The sequence below is a fragment of the Sphingopyxis macrogoltabida genome, from assembly GCF_001307295.1.
GTDB lineage: Bacteria > Pseudomonadota > Alphaproteobacteria > Sphingomonadales > Sphingomonadaceae > Sphingopyxis > Sphingopyxis macrogoltabida_B.
This window is the reverse complement of the sequence record NZ_CP012700.1, coordinates 4,728,915-4,751,781: the sequence shown is the minus strand read 5'-3', so window position 1 is coordinate 4,751,781 and position 22,867 is coordinate 4,728,915. Positions and strand designations below refer to the sequence as shown.

Sequence of the window (22,867 nt, the reverse complement as noted above, 5' to 3'; positions counted from 1 at the left end):
CGCCGAACCGGTCGAGGACGAGGCGGAGCCGGCGGGGGTCGCCTCGCTCTCTGCGATGCCGCTGCGGCGCGCGGGCGAGTAGGCTTGCTCAGCGACGCCGAACTCGACCGTTACGCGCGCCAGATCGTCCTGCCCGCCTTTGGCGGCGCCGGACAGGCGAAGCTGAAGGCAAGCCATGTCGCGATCATCGGGGCGGGCGGCATCGGTTGCCCGGCGATCACCTATCTCGCGGCAGCCGGGGTCGGGCGGCTGACGATCATCGACCACGATCATATCGAGCTCAGCAACCTGCAGCGCCAGCCGCTATTTACCGACGCCGATATCGGCAAGTCCAAAGCGGAGGTCGCGGCGGCAGCAGCGAAGCGGATCAACCCGCATGTCGATGCCGTCGCCGTGGTCCGGCGCCTCGACGACGGCAATGCCGAAACATTGCTCGCGAACGCCGGCCTGATCCTCGACGGCTGCGACAATTTTGCGACCCGGCTGGCCGTCAATCGCGCCGCCGTTTCCCTCGAAATCCCGCTGCTCTCGGCCGCGATCGGCGCGTTTGAGGGGCAGGTCGCGCTTTACGAAGGCTGGCGCGCGGACGCCCCCTGCTACGCCTGCCTTGTCGGCAACGACCCGGCGCAGGAAGGCGTCAATTGCGCCGAGACCGGCGTGATGGGCGCGCTGGCGGGGATGGTCGGAACGATGGCGGCGCTCGAGGCGGTGCGTGCGCTGAGCGGCTGGGGGCAACCGCTCGCCGGGCGGCTGGCGATCGTCGACATGCTCGAGCGGCGCTGGCGCGAGGTCGGCGTCGGCAAGGATCCCGAGTGCCCGATATGCCGCCGCTGAACATCATCGTCGCCTGCGCCGAGGGCGCGCGACTCTATGCCGCGCTCGAAACCGCGATGGCGGCAGCGGCGCTCGGCGCGCCGACCCGCCTCTTCCTGCAGGGCGAAGCGGTCGCATTGCTCCGGCCGCCGATCGGCTTTGCCGGCGACGCCGCACGAAATGCCGCCGGGCAACCCGACCTCGCCTCGATGATCGAAGAGGCGGCCGCGATGGACGTCGGCCTGTTCGCCTGCCAGTCGGGCATGGCGCTCGCCGGCCTCACCGCGCCCGAAATACCGCCGCATGTCCGCGCCGCGGGGCTTGTCGGCTTTCTGGCGGCGGTGGAGGCCAGCGACCGGTTGGTCGTCTATTAAAGGCCGTCGCCCCCGCGCAGGCGGGGGCCGCAGTCGGCCTTACTCTTCGTGGCTGCGTAAACCTCCAACGGCCCCCGCCTGCGCGGGGGCGACGATTGTCCAGATCGGAATCATTCTTCATTGGATCGTCATCCCGGCGAAAGCCGGGATCTCGCCGGGGCGTCAGGTCGTGAGGGTGAGATCGTGTTCAGAGTCACGTGCCTCTGAACACCCTTCGCCGGGATGACAATCATGAGAAGGCGGTGTTTCAGTCTATCCCCGCTCATCCTCTAAGGATTGGCGCAAACCGTGATCGCGTCGGGCGCCGGGCGTTTGCCGCTCGGCACGAAGCGCGCGAGATAACCGCCGGCATGTTGCTTGTCGTCGTACGACACCAGCTTATAACCCACCGCCTCGAACTCGCAGACGAGCAGGCGGAACGGGGTGCCGTGCTGGGCAATCGGGCGGTCGCCGTCGACGACGATCACCTGCCCGCCCTTGCGCAGCGCCGGCCGCAACCGCCACAGGAAGGCATAGGGTTCGCCGATCTCGTGATACATATGGACCATGAAGACGCGGTCGAAGCTGGCGGCGGGAAGCCGTGGGTCATCGACAGCGCCGAGCTTGATCGAGACATTGTCGAGCCGTTCGCGCGCGACGCGGTCGGCGAGCCGTTCGATCACTTCGGGCATGATGTCCTGCGCCAGCACGCGGCCGCCGACGCCGACCCGCTGCGCGAGTCGCACCGTGTAATAGCCGTCGCCCGCGCCGATGTCGGCGACGGTCATGTCGGGGCGGACGTCGGCCGAATCCATGACATCCTCGGCCTCGTTGACGCGGTCGCGCGCTTCCTCGGTCGACCATTTGGTCGACACGGTCGGCGCGACGGGCCGGTCGGCGGGCGGAAATTCGCGCGAGGTTTCGAGGCGGTCGCTGCCCGAATCCCACGGGGCATCACAGCCGCCGGCCAGCAGCAGGAGCGCGGCAAGTAGGGCCGCGCGCCGCATCAGTCGATGTCCTCGACGTCGACCTTTTCGCCGGTCACCTTCTGCGACAGCGCCGCCGCCATAAACGGGTCGAGCGCGCCGTCGAGCACGTCGCCCGGCGCCGTCGAGGTGACCCCGGTGCGCAGATCCTTCACGAGCTGATAGGGCTGGAGGACATAGGAGCGGATCTGGTGGCCCCAGCCGATTTCGGTCTTCGCCTGATATTCGCCCGACGCCGCGGCCTCGCGCTTCTGCAACTCGGCCTCGTACATCCGTGCCTTCAGCATCCCCATCGCGGTCGCGCGGTTCTTGTGCTGCGAACGGTCGTTCTGCGACGCGACGACAATGCCGGTCGGGATGTGCGTGATGCGGACCGCCGAATCGGTGGTGTTGACGTGCTGGCCGCCCGCGCCCGAGGCGCGATAGGTGTCGATCTTGAGGTCGCCTTCGTTGATTTCGATATCGATATTGTCGTCGATCACCGGATAAACCCAGACCGACGAAAAGCTCGTGTGGCGGCGCGCCGAGCTGTCGTAGGGCGAGATGCGGACAAGGCGGTGGACGCCGCTTTCGGTCTTCGCATAACCATAGGCGTTTTCGCCCTTCACCAGCATCGTCGCCGATTTGATGCCCGCCTGTTCGCCCGCCTGATATTCGACCAGTTCGACCTTGAACCCGCGCTTTTCGGCCCAGCGGCTGTACATGCGCTGGAGCATTTCGGCCCAGTCCTGGCTTTCGGTGCCGCCGGCACCGGCATGGACTTCGATATAGGCGTCGTTGGCGTCGGCCTCGCCCGCGAGCAGCGCCTTGATCTTGTCTTCCTCGGCGCGCGCGGCGAGCGTCGCCAGCGATGCGACTGCCTCGTCAACCATCGCCTCGTCGCCTTCCATTTCGGCGAGTTCGATCAGCTCGGCGGTGTCGGCGCATTCGGTCTCGATCGCGCGCGTCGCGGTGATCGCCTCGTCGAGCCGGCGGCGTTCGCGCATCACTTCCTGCGCGGCCTTGGCGTCGTTCCACAGCGTCGGGTCTTCGACCTTCGCGTTGAGTTCGTCGAGCCGCCGCACCGCGCGGTCCCAGTCGAGAAAGCGGCGCAGCAGCGCCAGCGCGGCGCCAATCTTGTCGATATGATCCTGCGCTTCGGCGCGCATGGTCTTGCTCCTGAAATAATAACGGTCACGCCCTTAGGACCTGCCGGCCCAAAGGGGAAGGCACGCGCGCGGGTCAGATGATGCCGCCGCGATCCTCCAGAAAATCGCTGTCGCTGCGCCGGCCATTGCCCTGCTGGACGGGGACGTCCTGCCGTTTGGGGGTCTTGACCGGCTTGATCTCTTCCTCGCGGATCGTCCGCCGCGGTTCGCTTTCGGGCTTGAACGCTTCCCAGATGATCGCCGCCTTGGGATCGCTGCCCGGCCAGCTGCCATAGACGCGGCGGCCCGACTGGCGGTCGATGCGCACCATGCGGACACCCTTCGGCGCGGTGAACGGCACCGGCTGGCGGTCGGCGAGCGATTCCTCGAAGAACTGCTTGAAGATCGGCGCGGCCATACTGCCGCCCTGGACATAGCCGCCCATGTTCCGCGGCTGGTCGAAGCCGATATAGACGCCAGCGACGACATCGGGCGTCCCGCCGACGAACCAGGCGTCCTTCGGGCCCGACGTCGTCCCGGTCTTGCCGAACAGCGGCACGCCGAGGTCGCGCAGCCGCACCGCGGTGCCGCGCTGGACGACGCCTTCGAGCATATGGACGACCTGATAGGAAGTCATCGGGTCCATCAGCTGCTTGCCCGACTTGGCGAAGCGCGGCATCGGCCGGCCGTCCCAGTCCCTCTTGTTGCAGCCTTCGCACGGCTTCCACTTTGCCGGGAACACCACCTTGCCGCGGCGATCCTGCGCATAGTCGATCACACGCGGTTTCAGCTCGCGGCCATGGTTTGCCAGCATCGCAAAGGCGTTGGTCATCTTCTCGACCGTCGTCGATCCGGCGCCGAGCGCGGTCGAAAGATAGGGTTCGTGGGTGCCGATGCCCATCGTCTTGATCGTGTCGACGATCGGCTCCATCCCGACTTGGCTCGCGGTGCGCACCGTCATCAGGTTGCGCGACTGTTCGAGGCCCCAGCGCATCGTATGTTCGCCCGACCCGCCACCGCCGCCGAAGTTGCGGAAGCATTTGTTGCCGAGGCTGGCGCCCTGATAGACGCAGAAGGGACCGTCGACGATCATCGTCGCGGGGGTCATGCCGTTGTCGAGCGCGGTGGCATAGACGAAGGGTTTGATCGTCGAGCCCGGCTGGCGTTCGGCCTGCGTCGCGCGGTTGAACGGCGACAGGCGGACATCGAAGCCGCCCTGCATCGCATAGATACGCCCCGAATGCGGGCTTTCGGCGACGAAGCCGCCCGACACTTCGGGAATGTTGCGGAGGGCATAGACGCCGCCGCCCGTCGCCTTGACCGCGATCAGGTCGCCGGGGCGCATCGCCGAAAAGGCGCTGCCGCCGGTCTTGCGATAGCCGAGCGTCGCGGCGCTCGCGGGCAGGCGCCCGGTGTCGCCATTGGCAAAGCCGATCTGCGCCTCGCCGCCCGATTTGGACAGCACCGCGGCGATCCGCCAATTGTCGTAATCGATGCCGATGAAGCTCGACGCAAGGCGGCTCTGCCACTGGTCGTCGGCCTCGATCGTCGCGATCGGCCCCGACCAGCCCTTGCCGGCATCATAGCGCATCAAGCCGCGGCGCAGCGCATTTGCGGCCGCGGCCTGCATCTTGCCGTCATAGGCGGTGCGGACCCAGAGGCCGCCGGCATAGACGCTGTGCGGGCCGTCGGCCGCGGTTTCGCCGAATTCGGCGATGAGCTGGCGCCGCACCTCTTCCATATAATAGCCGCCGACCTGCGCGATCGCCGTGTTGCCGCTGTTCGTGAGGCCGAGCGACATCGCCTGCGCGGCGTCGCGCTGCGCCGCGGTGATCCAGCCGTTGCGATACATTTCGCCGAGGACGAAATTGCGCCGCGCGATCGCCTTGTCGGCGTTGCGCGCCCGGCCATAGGTTTCGGGCGCCTTGGGCAGGATGGCGAGAAACGCCATTTCATGGAGCTTGAGCTGGTCGACGTCCTTGTCGAAATAGGCGCGGCTCGCCGCCTGCACGCCGAAGCTCCGCCGCCCGAGCGGGATTTCGTTGAGGTAGAGCTCGAGAATCTGTTCCTTGCTGAGCGCCCCCTCGATGCGGCGGGCGAGAATTAGCTCGCGGATCTTGCGGGTATAGCTGAGCTCGTTGGTCAGCAGCAGGTTTTTCGCGACCTGCTGGGTGATCGTCGAGGCGCCGACCGGGCGGCCGTCGTTGCTGATGTTGGTCAGGATCGCGCTGGCGATACCCGGATAGTCGATACCGCCATGTTCGAAGAAGGTGCGGTCCTCGGCGGCGAGATAGGCGCGAACAAGGAGCTGCGGATATTCGCTATATTCGAGCTGGACGCGCCGTTCGCGGGCATAGGTGTGAACCGGCTTGCCCTCGGCATCGCGGACCATCGTCGGCAGCGGCGGCTCATAATCGCGAAGCTGGTCGACCGACGGCAGATTGCGCGCGAAAATCAGCCAGATCAGCAAGATGCCGAGCAAGCCGGCGAGCGCGAGATAGCCGAGCCAGCGAAACCAGCGCCGCATCCACATGTCGCTAAACCACCCGATGACGGCGTTGCTGTCGCGGCGCAGGCGCAGGCGGAAATCGGGCGGACTGTCGGCGACCATATGGCCAGCCTCTATCGCCTGCTTCGCCGAAAGGGAAGCATGCTTGCGGCGATCGGCTATCCTAACTCGCGCAACACCCCTCTCAGCATCGCCGCGGCATCGGCGAGCACGGCGTCGGGCGCGACGCGCGTCTCTTCATAGAGCATTTCGTCGGCGGCAAAGCCGAGTTCGACCGCGAGCCGCAGCCGTCGCCAGAGCGTTTCGGGATCGGCGCCGGGGAGGTGGCGCGCGCAGGCGTCGGCAAGCCGCGCGGTGACATAGCGGTGCGATTCGAGCCGGACATGGACCAGCCGCGGCGTCGCGTGCAGCGCGCGCAAGATCCACACCGCGCCCGGTTCGGCGCGCGTCACCGCGGCGTTTTCGGCGAGAAGGTCGCCGATATGGTCCGCCATCGCGTCGAGGCCGCCGCCGGCATGGCGCGCGATCCACGCTTCGAGCACCGCATTCTGCCGCGCCATCAGCCGCCGCCCGAGCGCTTCGAGCACCGCATATTTGTCGCCGAAATAGCGATAGAGGGCGGGCGGGGTCAGCCCGGCGCGCGCCGCGATGAGGTTCGTCGACACGCGTTCGATCCCGACCTCGGCGAGCAGGCCGCCCGCGACGTCGAGCAGTCGTTCGCGGGTCTGCCGGGCGCGCGCCTGTTGCGGCGAGCGGCGGGCGCCCCCCATCATCGTGCGTGTCATCGCGCCCGCCCGCGCGCGCTCACCGGCCAGATATCGACCAAGGTCTCGCCGGCAACGACATGATAGCTGTCGTAGAGATTCACCGTCGGGTCGCAGTGCGGCACGGTCAGGCTGACCGGGTCGCCGGGCTGCATCGCGGTGCCGATGCCGGGGGCGATCAGCGCCGCATGCTCGTCGCCCATGAAGGCGAAGAAGGCGCCAGCCGGCGCGCCGCGTTGGACCACCGCGACGCCGCCGTCGGTCGACAGCGACTTGAACCCCGCGTCGATCGTCACCAGCCCCGAATGATTCGCGCTGACGACGCGCGCGTCGACGCCTAGCGCGGTCTCGAACGGCGGCTCGCCATCGCCGGTCAGGTCGCAATCGAGATATTGCTTGTCCATGAAGACATAGGAGCCGGTCTGGAGTTCGGTGAGGACGTCGAGGTCGAGATCGATGCGGTGCGTCCCAGTGCCGCCGCCGGTGACGATTTCAGGCGCGAAACCGGCGTCGCCGAGCGCCGCGATCACCTCCTGCAGATAGGCGGTGCGCTCGACGATCGCCGCGCGGCGCTCCTCATAATTTTCGATATGCTGCTGCGACCCGCAATAATATTGCACCCCCCGATAACGAAGGGTGGGCAGCCCGGCGATCGCCTGCGCCAGCGTCACGGCCGCCGCGGCCGAAGCGACGCCGGTGCGCGCGATGCCCGGGTCGATGTCGATGATCATATCGAGCGTCGCGCCGTTCGCCGCCAGCGCCGCGTCGATCCGCGCCGCGACGTCGGGATGGTCGACGACCGCCATCAGTCCCTCGGCCTGCCCCGCAAGCGCGGCCAGCCGGGCAATCGCGGCGGGCGCGGCGACCGGCGAGGTGATCAGCACGCCGGTTACCCCGCCGGCGGCAAGCACCTCGGCCTCGCCGATCTTGGCGCAGCAGACGCCCGCCGCGCCGGCGCCGATCTGGCGCATCGCGATATCGACGCTCTTGTGCGTCTTGGCATGCGGGCGCAGCGCGACGCCGTGCTGTGCCGCGAGCCCGGCCATGGCGGCGATATTGCGGTCGAGCGCCTCGACGTCGAGAACGAGCACCGGGGTGTTGAGGTCGGCGCGGCTCCCCTGCCGGCCGATCAGATGGGCGTGGAGGTCGCGGTCGGTGGTCATGCGAACAGGCTTTCGAGGTGCGGGTTGAGGAATTTTCCCGAGGGGTCGGCGGCGCGGCGGACGGCGCCGAAGCGGCCTGCCATCGGATAGAGCGCCTCGACATCGGCGCGGTTCAGCGTGTGGCGCTTCGCCCAGTGCGGACGCCCGCCGGCGCCGCGAAAGATCGCCTCGGCCTCGGCGAACAGCCGCTGCCAGGGTATTTTCGCATATTGGTGCATCGAAATCGCGGCGACCGGCCCGGCGTTCATCGGGCTCATCCAGATATCGTCGGCGGCGACGGTGCGATATTCGAACGGGAAGGTGACCGGCAGCCGCTTGCGGCGAATCCAGCCCACGACCTCGTCGAGCGCCGCCAGCCCGACGCCGCGCGGCAGTTCATATTCCATCTCCTCGAACCGCAAGGTCCGGTCGGACGGGAAGATATTGTGCGCCGGGCCGCGGCGGTGGCCGTCGAAGCGCGTCCGCATCATCGCGCGCTGGAGCCACGGGGTGAGGAAGGGAAAACGCGCCGCGATGTCGAGCACGCGGCGAAAGGCGCTTTCGTCCATGTCGGTCGTCGTCGGCGGCGGGTCGCACGGATCGCAGGGGGTGAGCGTCTTCAGGATCACATCGTCGCTGTGCGGAAAGAACCAGAATTCGATGTGCCGCTGCGCGCCCGCCCATTCGTCATAGGCCTCGCGCACCTCGGCCCAGCGGCGCTTCTCGATCCGCTCGGCGAGGTGATAGGCGGGCACCACCGCGACGTCGATTTCGGTCGCGATGCCGAACAGGCCGAGCGACAGCCGCTGCGCCTCGAACAGGTCGGGGTTGGCCGCGCGGTCGCACCAGCGCGCTTCGCCGTCGGCGCCGATCAGGCGGAAACCGCGCGCCATCGTCGATAGCGAACCCAGCGTGGCCCCGGTGCCGTGGGTGCCGGTCGCTATCGCGCCGGCGAGCGACTGCGGATTGACGTCGCCTTGGTTGGCAAGCGACAGCCCCTCCTCCCACAGTGCCGCGGTCAGGCGCCTGATAGACCAGCCGGCAGGAACGCGCGCGCTCAGCCGGTCGGCAGCGATGCGGATTTGGCCCGGCAGTTCTTCCAGGCTGACAATCAGCTCATCCGATTCGCAGAGCGGCATGAAACTGTGCCCCGCACCCACCGCGCGCACCTTGCGCGCGCTGCGGACCAGCGATGCGAGTTCATCGTCGCTTTGCGGACGCACCACCGCCGCGGGCGCCGAAACGCTGCCCGACCAGTTGCTCCAGCCCATGCGATCCTCCTCCAGTCCGTTTGGAGAGGCTGTCGGGCGGAATAAAGATAGTCAAGACTATATTTTATCGCTGATGTCGGGTTTTCGGCCGGAAGCTGCCGTCTCTTTCATCGTCATCCTGAACTTGTTTCAGGATCCATGGTCTGTCGTTTGCTTCGACGCTGCGCCAAATTCGAGTTCAGGCCATGGATGCTGAAACAAGTTCAGCATGACGAGATTTGAAGGGCAGCTCTCACCCAACCCAGACGTCAGCGCCCCAGCGACGCGATCTGGCGGGCGAAATGGATTTGCACCGCGTCGCGCACGCCGCGCGCGACCTTTTTCTGGCCCGCCGACGATGCCAGAAATTCCGAATCGTCCTTGTTCGAGATGAACCCCGTCTCGAACAGCACCGACGGCGTGTCGGGCGCCTTCAGCACCACGAAGGAGGCGAAGCGATGCGCGGTCGAGCGGAATTTGACGTCGTCCGCCGCCTCGCGCTGGAGCAGGCGGGCGAAGTCGGAGGCGACATTCATCGTCTCGCGCTGCGTCAGGTCGAGGAGGATCGACGACACGTCGCTGCTGTGCGCGCCGAGATCGACGCCGTTGATGATATTCGCCTTGTTCTCGCGCGCCGCAAGCCGCGCCGCCTCGCGGTCGGAGGCAACTTCGGACAAAGTATAGACCGACGCGCCGCGCGCTTCCTGATTCTCGGCCGCGTCGGCGTGGACCGAAATGAACAGATCGGCCTTCAGCCGCCGCGCGATGCCGTAACGTTCCTCGAGCACCAGATAACGGTCGTCCGAGCGTGTCAGCGCGACGCGGACGCGCCCGCTGGCGATCAGATCGTCGCGGATCGCACGCGCGAGCGCGAGAGTGATGTCCTTCTCGCGCTTGCCGCTGTGCGGGCTGATCGCACCCGGATCGTGCCCGCCGTGCCCGGCATCGATGACGACGAGCGGCAGGCGGCTGTTGTCGGGGCCCTGAATCGCGGGCAGCGGCAGCGCCGGCTTCGGCTGGCCGATCGGGACGGTGACGCTGTAGCGCTTTTCGGGCGGTTTGGCGCGGAACTGCGCGGGCGGTTGCAACTCGGTCCGCGGACCGCGCGCCGCGCGCTCGAACTCGCTCGCCGACACCGGGCGGAGATGAAAGGTCAGGCTGCGCCCGTCGGCGGCGAAGCGCGCGCCCGAAACAATTGCCGGCTGCGCGAGGTCGAGCACGACGCGCGTTCCCGCATCCTGCCGGCCCTGCCGCACCGCGCGGACAAGACCCGCGCCATCGCCGGCGCGGCCCGGTTGGGCGCCCGCGATATCAAGCGCGATGCGGTCGGGTCCGGCGAGGATGAAGGTCGATGCACCGGCGACAAGGTCGTCGAAACGCACCGTCACGTCCGAATCTCCGATCTCGACCGCGCCGATCGTTCCCGCAAGCGCGCTCGCGGGGTTCAGCAGCATGGTCAGAAGGACAATCGCGACGCCCATGGCACGGTTATGCCGCCGCGGGCGAGCTATGGTCCAGCGCTTATTAAACATAACGGGTCAGGCCCCTGGCCGCACAACAAGATGAAGCCTGCGTTAGCCAAGGCGCGTCAAACCGGCGTCAACCGGCAGGGTTAACAGCCAATTCAGCATGATCTGCCGCATGGGCATTATTGCAACAGTCGTCGGCGATACCATCTTTGTCGGGTGGTGGTGGTTGCGGCGCGGTGATGCCGATGCTAGCACGGCCACCACTGACGGTGCCCTTTCCGGTTCCGTCCGGCCTTTTGAGGGGAAAGGCGCCGATCCTGCGAACGTGCGGGAACGCTGCAGCCCTGGTGCCGGACAGACGGGGAATGGCAACCTGCCGCCAGTTCACCCGGGTGACCGGTCGGTGAAACGACAGATTCGCTTCGCTGCCTGCTCATCCCGCTAACCAGGTTGATGCCGCATGAGGCTTGCCATGCCCTCTTCATATCCCGACGCGGGCGCTTTCGCCCCGGCCGTCGCCGGATTTGAAGACCGCATGCGCGTCCAGGACCGGACGCAGGCTCCTTTCGGCAATAACGTCTTTTTTCTTTTCACCCGTATCCGCCGCGGCCTTCCCTCGGGGAGGTTTGCGGGATTTTTTGATGGCGCGCTGAAGCGCGCTTGGAGTGTTTATAATGACCACGCGCATGTTGATCGACGCGCGGCACCGGGAAGAAACCCGGGTCGCCGTCACCAAGGGAAACCGCATCGAGGAGTTTGATTTCGAGTCCGCCGAGCACAAGCAGCTCAAGGGCAATATCTATCTGGCCAAGGTCACCCGTGTCGAACCGTCGCTGCAGGCGGCGTTCGTCGAATATGGCGGCAATCGCCACGGCTTCCTCGCGTTCAGCGAAATCCACCCCGATTATTACCAGATTCCGAAGGAAGACCGCGACGCGCTGCTCCGCGAAGAGGCCGAGCACGCCGCCGCCGCCGCGCAGCGCGCCGAGGAAGACCTCGACGAGCTCGAAGGCGATGTCGCCGACGTCGAATATCATGACGACGACAATGGCGACAACCGCGCCGATCGCGATGACGACCGTGACGATCACGACGATGGGCACGACGACCATGATGATCGCGACGACAATGGCGATGCCGCAGAAGGCTCGGAAGAGGGCCGGGAAGGAAATGGCGAAGGCCGCAGCGACCGTCGGGGCCGTGGACGTGGCCGGGGTAACAACCGCAAGGGTGGCCGCGGACGCGGGCGCCGGGGCGACGACGAAGACGGCGAAAACCGCATGTCGCTGCGCCGCCGCTACAAGATCCAGGACGTCATCCGTCGCCGTCAGGTGATGCTGGTCCAGGTCGTCAAGGAAGAACGCGGCAACAAGGGCGCCGCGCTCACCACCTATCTGTCGCTCGCCGGCCGCTATTGCGTGCTGATGCCGAACACGATGCACGGCGGCGGGATCAGCCGCAAGATTTCGAACGGCGCCGATCGCCGCAAATTGAAGGCGATGATCGACGAACTCGCGCTGCCGCCGACAATGGGCTGCATCGTCCGCACCGCGGGGATGAGCCGCACCAAGGTCGAGATCAAGCGCGACTTCGACTATCTTGCCCGCCTGTGGGACGAGATTCGCGAGAATACGTTGGGCAGCTCGGCGCCGGCGCTGATCCATTCGGACAGCGACCTCGTCAAGCGCGCGATCCGCGATATCTATCACAAGGATATCGAAGAAGTGCTCGTCGAGGGCGACGAGGGCTATAAGGCCGCGAAGCAATTCATGAAATTGCTGATGCCGAGTCACGCGCGGCGCGTGAAGCAATATGCCGATCCGGTGTCGCTCTATCAGCGCTATGGCGTCGAGGACCAGCTCGCGGGGATGCTCAATCCCGTCGTCCAATTGAAATCGGGCGGTTATCTGGTAATCAACCCGACCGAGGCTTTGGTGTCGATCGACATCAACTCGGGCCGGTCGACGCGCGAGCATAATATCGAGCAGACCGCGCTCAGCACCAACCTTGAGGCGGCGCACGAAATCGCCCGCCAGCTTCGCCTCCGCGACATGGCCGGGCTCGTTGTGATCGACTTCATCGACATGGATCATGGCTCAAACGTCCGCAAGGTCGAGCGCGCGATGAAGGATGCGCTGAAGAACGACCGCGCGCGCATCCAGGTCGGCCGCATCTCGGGCTTCGGCCTGATGGAGATGAGCCGCCAGCGCCTGCGCACCGGCGTGCTCGAAGCTTCGACGCGTCCCTGCCCGCATTGCGAAGGCACCGGCCTCGTCCGCACCGCCTCGTCGGCGGGCCTCAGCGCGCTGCGCCTGATCGAGGAAGAAGCCGCGCGCGGCAAGGGCAGCAAGATCACCCTGCGCGCGAGCCAGGAAGCGACCTTCTACCTCCTCAACGAAAAGCGCCGCGAGCTGCGCGAGATCGAGGAACTTTACGGCGTCGACGTCGAAATCCTGCCCGACGGCGAGACCGAAGGCGCGCGGATGGCGATCGAGGTCGGCGGCCCGCCGCCGGTCGCCCGCCGCAGTTTCGCCCCGATCGCCCCGATCGAGGAAGAGGAAGACGAAGAGTTCGTCGAAGAGGACGAGGAAGACGAAGCCAGCGAGGAGCAGGCCGAGGCCCGTCCGGCGCGCCGCGAACGCCCCGAAGGCCAGGACGGCGACGAAGGCGATGGCCGCAAGCGCCGCCGCCGCCGCCGCCGTGGCCGTCGCGGCCGCCGCGACGACGAGGGCAGCGAAGCCGGTGAGCAAGGCGAGCAGGCTGACGAGGACGACGGCGAGACGCAGGACGACGCGGCCGACACCGATGCGCCGGCCGAGACCGAGGCAGAACCGGTCGCCGCCGAGGCCGAAGAGGCCGAGGCCAAGCCACGCCGGCGCCGTGGCGGACGCGGACGCAAGCCCAAGGGCGACGAGGCCGAGGCTGCCGAACCGGCCGCCGAAGCCGAGACGGCCGAGACGGTAGCCGAAATCGTCGAGCCGGTCGTCGAAGCGGCGCCGGCGCCCGAGGAAAAGCCGAAGCGCAAGCGCGCGCCGCGCAAGACCAAGGCCGAAACCGAGGCCACCAAGGCTGCGGCCGAAGCCGAAGCCGCCGCCCCGGCCCCTGAGGTGACGGCGGAAGCCGCCCCCGAGGCGGAAGCCGAAGCCGCCAAGCCCGCGCCGAAGAAGCGCGCCAGCCGCGCCAAGAAGGCGGTGGCCGCGGAGGCCGCACCCGAAGCGGCAGTGGAAGCGCCCGCGGCGCGCGAAGCCGAGCCGGTCGCCGCCAATGGCGACGAGCAAGGCGAAGGCAGCGACGGCGAACCGCGTCGCGGCTGGTGGCAACGCACCTTCGGCAACTAAGCATTAAAGAGCGCCGATTTCCGTTCTAATATAGTCATCCCGGCGTAGGCCGGGATCTCGACCTGGCGTTTAACGCACCGTTGAGATCCCGGCCTGCGCCGGGATGACTTCATATTGTTGGCCTTGCGCCCGCGCCCGCCCGCCGCCAATAATAGCGGCATGGCTTCAGTCGAGGTTCAGGCGCGCAGCGCAAGACAGGCGGGGATGACCGCTTTCCCGCCGCCCCTCGCGTATCGGGCGGACGCATGGCGTCCGCTTTTTCGTATCCTCCTGACCCTGCTCGCGATGTTCGCCGTCGCGATGCGCCCGGCGGCGGCGCAGTCGATCCTCCGCGACGCCGAGACCGAGGCGCTGTTCCAGGACATGATGGACCCGCTGCTGCTCGCCGCGGGATTGCAGCGCGGACAGGTGCGCGTCCACCTGCTCGGCGACCGCAGCATCAACGCCTTCGTCGCCGGCAGCCAGGACATCTATGTCTTCAGCGGCCTGATCGAAGCCGCCGACAGCGCCGAAGAGGTGCAAGGCGTGCTGGCGCACGAGCTCGGCCATGTGATGGGCGGCCACGCGATCCGGGTCAACGACGGCGCCAAGACGGCAACCGGCATCTCGCTCGTCAGCCTGTTGCTCGGCGCCGCCGCGATTGCCGCGGGCGCCGGCGAAGCGGGTATGGGGGTGATGATGGCGGGGCAGCAGGCCGCGCTCGGCAAGTTCCTCGCCTTCACCCGCGTCCAGGAATCGACCGCCGATGCGGCGGGCGCGCAATATCTGTCGAAAGCCGGGATCAGCGGGCGCGGCAGCCTCGCCTTTTTCAAGAAGCTCCAGAATCTCGAATTCCGTTACGGGGTCAAACAGGACGACGATCAGGCCTATGGCCGCACCCACCCGATGTCGGGCGACCGCATCCAGACGCTGCGCGAAGTCTATGTGATCGACCCCGCATGGGAGAAGCCCGCAGACCCGCGGATCGAGGCGCGCTTCCAGCGGATCAAAGCGAAGCTTTCGGGCTATATCGCCGACCCCGACCGGACGCTGCGCAAATTCCCCGAAACCAACACCAGCATCCCGGCGCGCTATGCCCGCGCCTATGCCTGGCACAAGAGCGCCTATCCGCAAAAGGCGCTCGGCGAGGTCGAGGGATTGCTCGCGACGAACCCCGAAGACCCCTATTTCCTCGAACTCGAAGGGCAGGTGCTGCTCGAATCGGGGCATCCCAAGGAAGCGATCCCGGCGCTGCGCAAGGCGGTCAAGAATTCGCGCTCGCAGCCGCTGATCAGCGCGACGCTCGGCCACGCGCTGATCGCGACCGAAGACCCCGCCAACTATGCCGAGGCCGAACAGGTGCTGAGGACCGCGGTCGCTCTCGACAACCAGAATCCCTTTGCCTGGTACCAACTCGGCATCGTCTATGCGAACAAGGGCGATCAGGCGCGCGCCGCGCTCGCCTCGGCGGAACGCTATCAGCTCGAGGGTGGACAGGCGGCGCTTGCGCTGCGTAATGCCGAGACCGCGTTGCAGGGCCTGCCCGAGGGTTCGTCCGACTGGATTCGTGCACAGGATATTTCGCTGGTCGCTCGCGCCGAGGTGGAACGCGAGCGCAAACGGCGTTAGATTCGCGTGAAGAATATGGGGAAGCATCGCGGATATCGATGCATAAGGGCGACAAGTGACTGACAAGAAGGACGATTATTACCAGCCGTGGCTGCGCGACCCGGCGCCGGGTGCCGCGCCGCACGGCGCGCCGCCCGAGCCCGACGCCGGCCTCGCGAAGCCGAAGGACGTGCCGCCGGTCGGCATCGACCTGACCCAATATCCGGCCCGCGAGCGTCCGGCGCGCGAGGCCGCGACCGCCGATCATCTGAAAGCCGGCGCCGCGAGCCTGTGGCAGGCGATCCGCACCGGCGCCGGCGCCTTTGCCGACTGGACGATCCGCGTCGGCGACCGCGCCGACATCCCGGCGCGCGTCGAGGCGATGGAAATCCCGCGACGCTCGCGCGAACTCGCCGAACGCAGCGGCCGCGCCGCCGGCCGCACCGCCCGCGCGATCGGCAAAGGCTCGGCGCGCGCCGCGCGGGCGACTGCCGATACCGGCAGCCAAGCGTGGCAGAAGATGGCGCTCGGCGAAAAGGTCGCCAAAATTTCGAGCGACGCCGGCCGCGGACTCGGCGAGGTCGCCGGGAAGACCAAGGCCGGGATCGAGCAGGCCGCGAAAGCGGGCAGCGAAAGCCTCATCGGCAGCATCGGCGAAGCCGCGACCAAGCTGCGCCCCGCCCCGCGCGAAGAGCCCGCGCCGCCGCCGTCGGGGCTCGAACAATTGCTCGCCCGCGAAGAAGCTGCGGCGCGCGCCGCCGAGCCTGCGGCGCCGGCCGCCCCCGACCTGCCGCTGTTCGCCAGCGAACCGGCGCTGGCGCCCGCGCCTGCACCGGCGAAGGACGTCAAAAGCGCGGCCGCGGCGCCCGACGCCGACGACCGCACGCCGCATGTGCGCCCCGCCGCGAAACCGGCCGCCAGCAAGGCGATGGCGGCATCGAAATTGCCGCAAGTCAGGGGGACGGGAATGGATGGAGTGTCCGGACGGACGGGGCTTGTCGCGCTGGCGGGCATCGTCCTCCTCGCCTTCGCCTTCTGGCTCGGCGGCCGCTTCGGCGGCGGACTGGGCAAGAGCGAGGTCGAAACGATCGTTGCCGACTATATCAAGGCGAACCCGCAGATCATTCCCGAAGCGCTCGAAGCGCAGCGCGGCCGCGAAGTGGCCAAGGCAGTCGACGCGATCCGCCCGGCGCTCGAAAAGCCTTATGCCGGCGCATGGGCGGGGAATGCCAATGGCGACGTCACCCTCGTCGTGTTCACCGACTATGCCTGCGGCTTCTGCCGCGCGAGTGTGCCCGACGTCGACCGGCTGATCCGCGAGGACAAGCGGCTGAAGGTCGTTTTCCGCGAACTGCCGATCATCGCCCCGCAAAGCCGCGATGCGGCGCTGATGGCGCTCGCCGCGGCGCGGCAGGGCAAATATGATGCCTTCCACCACGCGATGTTCGCCAGCCCGTCGCTCGACAAGGCGGCGATCGCGGCGGCCGCCGAAAAGGTCGGCGTGGTCACCGACGGCAGCGCCGACGCGACCGCGAACGAGGCGCTGTTCCAGCGCGAACTCGACAGCAACCTCGCGATCGCGACGCAGCTCCAGCTCAACGCCACCCCGACCTGGGTCGTCGGCGACCAGCTTTTCCAGGGCCAGGTCGGCTATGACGCGCTGCGGCAGGCGATCGCCAAGGCGCGCAAGGCGAAGGGCTGAGCTTGGCGACGCTCGATCCGGCGCAGCAAGCGATCGCGCGGGGGCAGGCCGATCCCGAGATGCTGGAGGCCGCGCTCGCGCTGTACGAGGGGCGGCTCCACGACGCCGAGCCGCTCCTGAAGGCGCGGCTGAAGCGCGACCCGTTTGACGTCGCCGCGATCCGCATGCTCGCCGAACTCGCAGGCCGGATCGAGCGCTATCGCGATGCCGAAAATCTGCTCAGGCGGGCGCTCGAAATCGCTCCCGATTTCCTCGCCGCGCGCTCGAACCTTGCTACGGTACTCCACCGCCAAGGCCGCTCCGCCGAAGCGGTCGCGGAGCTCGAGCATCTGCAACGCGTCGATCCCGGCAACCTCGGCAATGCCAATCTCAAGGCCGCGGCGCTGGGACGCGTCGGCGAATTCGACGAGGCGCTCGAGCTTTATGAGCAGATCCTCGCCACCGCGACCAGACAGCCGAAAATCTGGATGTCCTACGCGCATATGCTGAAGACGGTCGGTCGCCAAGCCGACGCGGTCGCCGCCTATCGCCGCGCGCTGTCGCTGGCGCCCGCGCTCGGCGAGGTCTGGTGGAGTCTCGCCAACCTCAAGACCGTCGCCTTCGACGATGCCGACGTCACGGCGATGCTGGCCGCGCTCGCCCGCGACGATCTCGCCGCCGAGGACCGCTTCCATCTCCATTTTGCGCTCGGCAAGGCCCATGAAGACCGCAAGCAGGCCGAGGCGGCGTTCGGCCACTATGCCGAGGGCAATGCACTCCGCAAGGCGCTGATCGACTATGACGCCGATCAGACGCGCGCCGCGGTCGACCATGCCAAGGAACTTTATTCCCTCGATTTCTTCGCGGCGCGCCGCGACTTCGGCGCCGAGGCGCCCGATCCGATCTTCATCGTCGGCATGCCGCGCGCCGGATCGACGCTGATCGAACAGATATTGGCGAGCCATTCGCTGGTCGAAGGCACGATGGAACTGCCCGACATCCCCAAGCTCGCGATGAAGGCGCGCAACGCCGGCGGGATCGCCAGGCTGTCGGCCGCCGACGCCCGCGCGCTCAGCGAGGAATATCTGCGCGACACGCAGGTCCAGCGCAAAAGCGGCAAGCCCTTCTATATCGACAAGCTGCCGAACAACTGGCTGCACATCGGCTTCATCCACCTGATCCTGCCGAACGCGAAGATCATCGACGCGCGCCGCCATCCGCTGGACTGCTGTTTTTCCAACTTCAAACAGCATTTCGCGCGCGGTCAGCTCTTCAGTTACAGCCTCACCGACATGGGGCGCTATTATGCCGACTATGTCGATCTGGCGGGTCATTTCGACGCCGTGCTGCCCGGCCGCATCCACCGCGTCATCCACGAACGGCTGATCGACGACCTTGAGGGCGAAGTGCGCGCGCTGCTCGCTTATCTCGGCCTGCCTTTCGAGGAAGCGTGCCTCGCCTTCCATACCAACGCGCGCGCGGTGCGCACCGCGAGCTCGGAACAGGTGCGGCGCCCGATCAACAGCGACGGCGTCGGCCAATGGCGAATGATGGAGCCGTGGCTCCAGCCGCTGAAAGATGCGCTGGGCCCCATTCTCGCGCAATATCCGGACGCACCCTAGCATCCTTGTGTGCGTCGGCGCGGGTATCGGCACCGATTGTGGCAATTTTGTCATAGTTGCACCGGAAACCGCCCGCGCCCTCCGTCCGAACCTTCAGCGTCGATTGACGACGGCCCGAAATAGTTGAAACCTCGCCCCTGTCGCGACGCTGGACCATCGGCGCGCGGTCAGCAGGGGGATATTATGTCGGTACGTTTTTCTTGCCGCGCTTTGCTCTTGACATCGCTGTCCAGCAGCGTCCTGTCGTCCACACCGCTCCTCGCGCAGGAAGCCGCCGATACCGGAAATGACGACGAAATCGTCGTCACCGCGCAAAAGCGCGAAGAGAATCTTCAGGATGTGCCGATCAGCATCCAGGCGCTGGGAACGCGCAAGCTCGACCAGCTCAACGTCGCCAATTTCCAGGACTTTTCGAAACTCCTGCCCAGCGTCTCCTTCCAGTCGAGCCAGCCGGGCGTCACCACCGTCTATATGCGCGGCGTCGCCAGCGGCGGCGACGGCAACCATTCGGGCTCGCTGCCCAGCGTCGGCGTCTATCTCGACGAACAGCCGGTGACGACGATCGGCGGCACGCTCGACGTCCATGTCTATGACATCGCCCGCATCGAATCGCTCGCGGGGCCGCAGGGCACGCTCTACGGCGCCTCGTCGCAGGCGGGGACGATCCGCATCATCACCAACAAGCCCGACACCTCGGGCTTCGAAGGCCGCGTCGACGGCGAACTCAACACGGTCAAGAGCGGCGGCATGGGCGGCCGGCTCGAAGGCATGATCAACGCACCGATCAGCGAGATGGCGGCGGTGCGTATCGTCGGCTGGTACCAGAAGGACGCCGGCTATATCGACAATGTCCCCGGCACCCGCTCGTTCCTGCCGAACCCCGGCGGGATCACGGTGGACAACGACGATTTCGTCAAAAAGAATTTCAACGACGCCGAAATCTATGGCGGCCGCGCCGCGCTGAAGGTCGATCTTGACGACAATTGGACCGTCACCCCGACCGTCCTCTATCAGAAGCAGAAGAGCAACGGCACCTTCTCGCAGGATCCGCGCGTCGGCGATTTGCAGACGCAGCGCTTCTATCCCGACAAGCGCACCGACAAATTCATCCAGGCGGCGCTGACGATCGAGGGCAAGATCGGCAATTTCGACCTCACCTACGCGGGCGCCTATCTCGACCGCAAAGCGTATCAGATCAACGATTACACCGACTATTCCGAAGCCTATGACGCACTCTATGCCGATTATGGCGGGCTGGCCGGCTATTTCTATATCCAGGACAATGCGGGCAACACCATCGACCCGCGCCAGTTCATCATCGGTACCGACCATTTCCGCAAGCTGAGCCAGGAATTGCGCATTTCGTCGCCGCAGGACGAGCGTTTCCGCGTCGTTGCCGGGCTGTTCTACCAGCGCCAGAGCAACCGGATTTTCCAGGATTACAAGATTCCCGGCCTTGCCGACGATCTGTCGGTCAACGGCCGCCCCGGCACGCTGTGGTTGACCCTGCAAAAGCGCGTCGACCGCGACTATGCCGCGTTCGGCGAGGCGAGTTTCGACATCACCCCGACGCTGACACTGACCGGCGGCGGCCGCTATTACAAGTTCGACAACAGTCTGATCGGTTTCTTCGGCTTCGGGCGCAATCCCGGCAACGGTTTCGAGGATTCGCCGCCCAACGCCGCGGGCAGCAACCGGACGGGCGTCGCGCAATGCTACACCACGGCAGGCGAGCGCCTCTACGACCGCGACACCGACACCTACAGCAGTTCGCGCGAGCTTTTGCCGGCCGTCGTTCCCGGCGGGCCGTGCACCAACCTTGCCGACTATGTGGATGGCAAGCTGGTCCCGAAGCGGACGAAGGACACGGGCTTCACCCACCGGCTCAATCTGACGTGGAAGCCCAACGACGACCTGATGGTCTATGGTACCTGGTCGCGCGGTTTCCGCCCCGGCGGGATCAACCGCCGCTCGACGATCGCGCCCTATGCCGCCGACTTCCTGACCAATTACGAGATCGGCTTCAAATCGACGCTCGCCGACGGGCTGGTGCGGTTCAACGCCGCCATCTATCAGCAGGAATGGAAGCGGTTCCAATTCTCCTTCCTCGGCGAAAACAGCTTCACCGAAATCCACAACGGACCGAATGCCCGCATTCGCGGCGTCGAGGCCGACGTCAACATCCGGCCGACCCAGGGCCTGACGATCACCGCTGCGGCCTCCTACACCGATGCCAAGACCAAAAATAATCTCTGCGACATCGACGATCCGACCTATCAATGTACCGATGCCGGCAATTCGATTGCCGCCCCGGCGGGTACACGATTGCCGGTGACGCCGAAATTCAACGGCAACGCAACGGTGCGCTATGCTTTCCCGGTGGGTCCGGGCGAATTGCACCTGCAATCGGTGATCGCGCATCGCAGTTCGGCGACTCCCGACATCCGCGTCGCGACGGCGAATGCGCTCGGGCGGATCAAGGGATCGACGACGGTCGACTTCGCGGTTGGCTTCGACTGGAGCATGTACAGCTTCGAGCTGTTCCTGCAGAACGCCTTCGACGAACGCGCCCAGCTGGCGCGCTATTCGAACTGCGGCCAGTGCGACGGCAGGCCGCAGGTGCTGGTGAGCACGCCCCAGACCTTCGGGGCGCGGCTGGGCGCCAAGTTCTGATCGGGTGAGTTCCACCGTCGCCAACAGCGAAAGGCCGGGCGAAAAGCTCGGCCTTTTGATGTGCGTTGCGCTGGTCATGGGCAACATGATCGGCTCGGGCGTGTTCCTCCTGCCCAGCTCGCTGGCACCGCTCGGCTGGAATGCCGCGCTCGGCTGGCTCGCGACCATCGGGGGCACGCTGTGCCTCGCGCTGGTCTTCGCACGCCTCGCGCGATATCTGCCGGGTGGCTGCGGTGCCTACACCTATGCGGCGGCGGCGTTCGGCCCCGCGACGGGTTTTGTCGTGGCCTGGAGCTTTTGGATCAGTTGTTGGGTGACCAACGCGACGCTGGCGGTCGCGGCCGTCCGCAATCTTGCGATCATCTATCCGTCGCTGAACGGCGGCGGGTCGGCAGCGGCGCTGCTCGCCATCGCCTTCGTATGGTTCTTCACCTTCGTCAACCTGCTCGGCGTCCGCAAGGCGGGCGGGATGCAAGTCGTGACGCTGATCCTGAAACTGCTGCTGCTGTTCGGCGCGATCGCCATCGCGCTGTGGTGGCTCGCGGCCGGAGACAGCGCATTGCCGTCGATGCAGGGCACCGAGCCGGTCAGTCTGGCAGGCATCGGCCATGCCGCGACCTTCACCCTGTTTGCGCTATTGGGTTTTGAAAGCGCGCTGGCAGCGGGCGACCGGGTATCGGATCCCGAGCGTACCGTGCCGCGCGCAACGATGATCGGCATGGTCGCGACGGGCCTGCTCTATCTGCTCGCCTGCACCGCGGTCACGATGCTGCTCCCGTCGGAGGTGGTCGCCGCGTCGATCGCGCCCTTCCCCACTTTTTTTAGCCATTTCATTGGCCCCGAGGCAGGCACCGCCGCAGCCGTCCTGGCGGCCGTAGCGGCGCTCGGCGCGCTCAACGGCTTTGTCCTGCTGGCCGGCGAGCTGCCGCGCGACCTCGCGCACCGCGGCCTGGTCCCACGCGCTTTCGGGACCGACAACCGGCACGGTGTCCCGCACTGGAGCCTGTTGCTCGCCGCAATGCTCGCGACGCTCATCGTCTATGCCAATTATAGCCGCGGCCTCGCCGAACTGTTCAATTTCATGATGCTGGTGACGACCTCGACGACGATCATCTTCTACCTGATCGGCGCGCTGGCGGCGCTGAAATTCCGGAACGAAGGGCGTTTCCACATGTCGCCGGCGTTCGTTCTGCTGACGCTGGCGGGGATCGCTTATGTCTGCTGGGCCTTTTACGGCGCAGGACTGGAGCCGACGCTGTACAGTCTGGCGATGACCGTCGCGGGCCTGCCGATCTATCTTGTGATGCGGCGCGCGCGGCCCGCCGCCACCTGAAACCTTGCTCCGCGAAGCAGAATCGCCTATCGGCGCGATCCCACTGGCCCGGGAGTCGGGCTTTTTTGGAGACGTGACGTGTCGGAACGCCGAATAATCCAGGGTTTGAATCCCTGCGGCATCCGTCCGCTGTCGTAGCGCGTTCGTCCTGACGCGGTGCGCGACGGGCGCTGCCGCAATTTCCAACCCGCCATCATCACTTCTGCCGCCGGGCGCCGTG

15 protein-coding genes are annotated in these 22,867 nt (G+C 66.7%); 8 read left to right on the top strand and 7 right to left on the bottom strand.

Annotation, left to right across the window (positions count from 1 at the left end; all coding sequences use genetic code 11):
• Positions 1-84 precede the first annotated feature (84 nt).
• A complete protein-coding gene (locus AN936_RS22215; protein ID WP_054589982.1) occupies positions 85-834 on the top strand; it encodes a HesA/MoeB/ThiF family protein in 750 nt (249 codons plus the stop codon).
• Entirely contained in the window at positions 822-1,187 is a 366-nt protein-coding gene (locus tag AN936_RS22210) for a DsrE family protein (protein ID WP_054589981.1), read from the top strand. Before AN936_RS22215 ends, AN936_RS22210 begins: the two co-directional genes overlap by 13 nt.
• Positions 1,188-1,456: 269 nt before the next feature.
• Here the strand turns inward: AN936_RS22210 and AN936_RS22205 are convergent, their stop codons facing one another.
• From AN936_RS22205 to AN936_RS22175, 7 genes are all read right to left on the bottom strand, one after another.
• Entirely contained in the window at positions 1,457-2,173 is a 717-nt protein-coding gene (locus tag AN936_RS22205) for a class I SAM-dependent methyltransferase (protein WP_054589980.1), read from the bottom strand.
• Positions 2,173-3,300 carry a peptide chain release factor 2 gene (gene prfB, locus AN936_RS22200; RefSeq protein ID WP_054589979.1) on the bottom strand — a complete coding sequence of 376 codons (1,128 nt, stop codon included), beginning with the start codon at positions 3,298-3,300 and terminating at the stop codon, positions 2,173-2,175. Before prfB ends, AN936_RS22205 begins: the two co-directional genes overlap by 1 nt.
• 73 nt (positions 3,301-3,373) lie before the next feature.
• On the bottom strand, positions 3,374-5,890 hold the full coding sequence (locus tag AN936_RS22195; RefSeq protein WP_054589978.1) for a penicillin-binding protein 1A: 2,517 nt from the start codon (positions 5,888-5,890) through the stop codon (positions 3,374-3,376).
• 56 nt (positions 5,891-5,946) lie between these two features.
• Positions 5,947-6,573, bottom strand: a complete 627-nt coding sequence (locus tag AN936_RS22190; protein WP_149037752.1) for a TetR/AcrR family transcriptional regulator — start codon at positions 6,571-6,573, stop codon at positions 5,947-5,949.
• Positions 6,570-7,715: a DSD1 family PLP-dependent enzyme gene (locus AN936_RS22185; protein WP_054589977.1), complete on the bottom strand. Its 1,146-nt coding sequence runs from the start codon at positions 7,713-7,715 to the stop codon at positions 6,570-6,572. Before AN936_RS22185 ends, AN936_RS22190 begins: the two co-directional genes overlap by 4 nt.
• Positions 7,712-8,965, bottom strand: coding sequence for a D-arabinono-1,4-lactone oxidase (locus tag AN936_RS22180; RefSeq protein WP_054589976.1), 1,254 nt, complete (start codon positions 8,963-8,965; stop codon positions 7,712-7,714). The genes AN936_RS22185 and AN936_RS22180 overlap by 4 nt, the downstream gene beginning before the upstream one ends.
• Positions 8,966-9,213: 248 nt before the next feature.
• Complete coding sequence (locus AN936_RS22175) at positions 9,214-10,425, bottom strand: N-acetylmuramoyl-L-alanine amidase (protein WP_234715686.1); 1,212 nt, start codon at positions 10,423-10,425, stop codon at positions 9,214-9,216.
• 662 nt (positions 10,426-11,087) lie between these two features.
• Between AN936_RS22175 and AN936_RS22170 the strand changes: the two genes are divergently transcribed.
• From AN936_RS22170 to AN936_RS22145, 6 genes are all read left to right on the top strand, one after another.
• On the top strand, positions 11,088-13,751 hold the full coding sequence (locus AN936_RS22170; protein WP_173585679.1) for an Rne/Rng family ribonuclease: 2,664 nt from the start codon (positions 11,088-11,090) through the stop codon (positions 13,749-13,751).
• A 204-nt stretch (positions 13,752-13,955) separates the two neighbouring features.
• On the top strand, positions 13,956-15,359 hold the full coding sequence (locus tag AN936_RS22165) for a M48 family metalloprotease (protein WP_054590500.1): 1,404 nt from the start codon (positions 13,956-13,958) through the stop codon (positions 15,357-15,359).
• Positions 15,360-15,414: 55 nt separating this feature from the next.
• Positions 15,415-17,040 (top strand): DsbA family protein, encoded by a 1,626-nt coding sequence (locus tag AN936_RS22160; RefSeq protein WP_054589974.1) that lies wholly within the window; start codon positions 15,415-15,417, stop codon positions 17,038-17,040.
• 59 nt (positions 17,041-17,099) lie between these two features.
• Entirely contained in the window at positions 17,100-18,641 is a 1,542-nt protein-coding gene (locus tag AN936_RS22155; RefSeq protein ID WP_084758677.1) for a tetratricopeptide repeat-containing sulfotransferase family protein, read from the top strand.
• Between the two features lie 183 nt (positions 18,642-18,824).
• Entirely contained in the window at positions 18,825-21,314 is a 2,490-nt protein-coding gene (locus tag AN936_RS22150; protein ID WP_054589973.1) for a TonB-dependent receptor, read from the top strand.
• Positions 21,315-21,318: 4 nt separating this feature from the next.
• A complete protein-coding gene (locus AN936_RS22145; RefSeq protein WP_084758595.1) occupies positions 21,319-22,647 on the top strand; it encodes an amino acid permease in 1,329 nt (442 codons plus the stop codon).
• Positions 22,648-22,867: the final 220 nt, after the last annotated feature.

Bases quoted from the DNA above. Each gene is read 5' to 3' on its own strand.
- AN936_RS22190 (WP_149037752.1), bottom strand. From the start codon at position 6,573: ATGACACGCACGATGATGGGGGGCGCCCGCCGCTCGCCGCAACAGGCG.
- AN936_RS22205 (WP_054589980.1), bottom strand. From the start codon at position 2,173: ATGCGGCGCGCGGCCCTACTTGCCGCGCTCCTGCTGCTGGCCGGCGGC.
- AN936_RS22195 (WP_054589978.1), bottom strand. From the start codon at position 5,890: ATGGTCGCCGACAGTCCGCCCGATTTCCGCCTGCGCCTGCGCCGCGAC.
- AN936_RS22175 (WP_234715686.1), bottom strand. From the start codon at position 10,425: ATGGGCGTCGCGATTGTCCTTCTGACCATGCTGCTGAACCCCGCGAGC.
- AN936_RS22155 (WP_084758677.1), top strand. From the start codon at position 17,100: ATGCTGGAGGCCGCGCTCGCGCTGTACGAGGGGCGGCTCCACGACGCC.
- prfB (WP_054589979.1), bottom strand. From the start codon at position 3,300: ATGCGCGCCGAAGCGCAGGATCATATCGACAAGATTGGCGCCGCGCTG.
- AN936_RS22210 (WP_054589981.1), top strand. From the start codon at position 822: ATGCCGCCGCTGAACATCATCGTCGCCTGCGCCGAGGGCGCGCGACTC.
- AN936_RS22180 (WP_054589976.1), bottom strand. From the start codon at position 8,965: ATGGGCTGGAGCAACTGGTCGGGCAGCGTTTCGGCGCCCGCGGCGGTG.
- AN936_RS22185 (WP_054589977.1), bottom strand. From the start codon at position 7,715: ATGACCACCGACCGCGACCTCCACGCCCATCTGATCGGCCGGCAGGGG.
- AN936_RS22165 (WP_054590500.1), top strand. From the start codon at position 13,956: ATGACCGCTTTCCCGCCGCCCCTCGCGTATCGGGCGGACGCATGGCGT.
- AN936_RS22150 (WP_054589973.1), top strand. From the start codon at position 18,825: ATGTCGGTACGTTTTTCTTGCCGCGCTTTGCTCTTGACATCGCTGTCC.
- AN936_RS22170 (WP_173585679.1), top strand. From the start codon at position 11,088: ATGACCACGCGCATGTTGATCGACGCGCGGCACCGGGAAGAAACCCGG.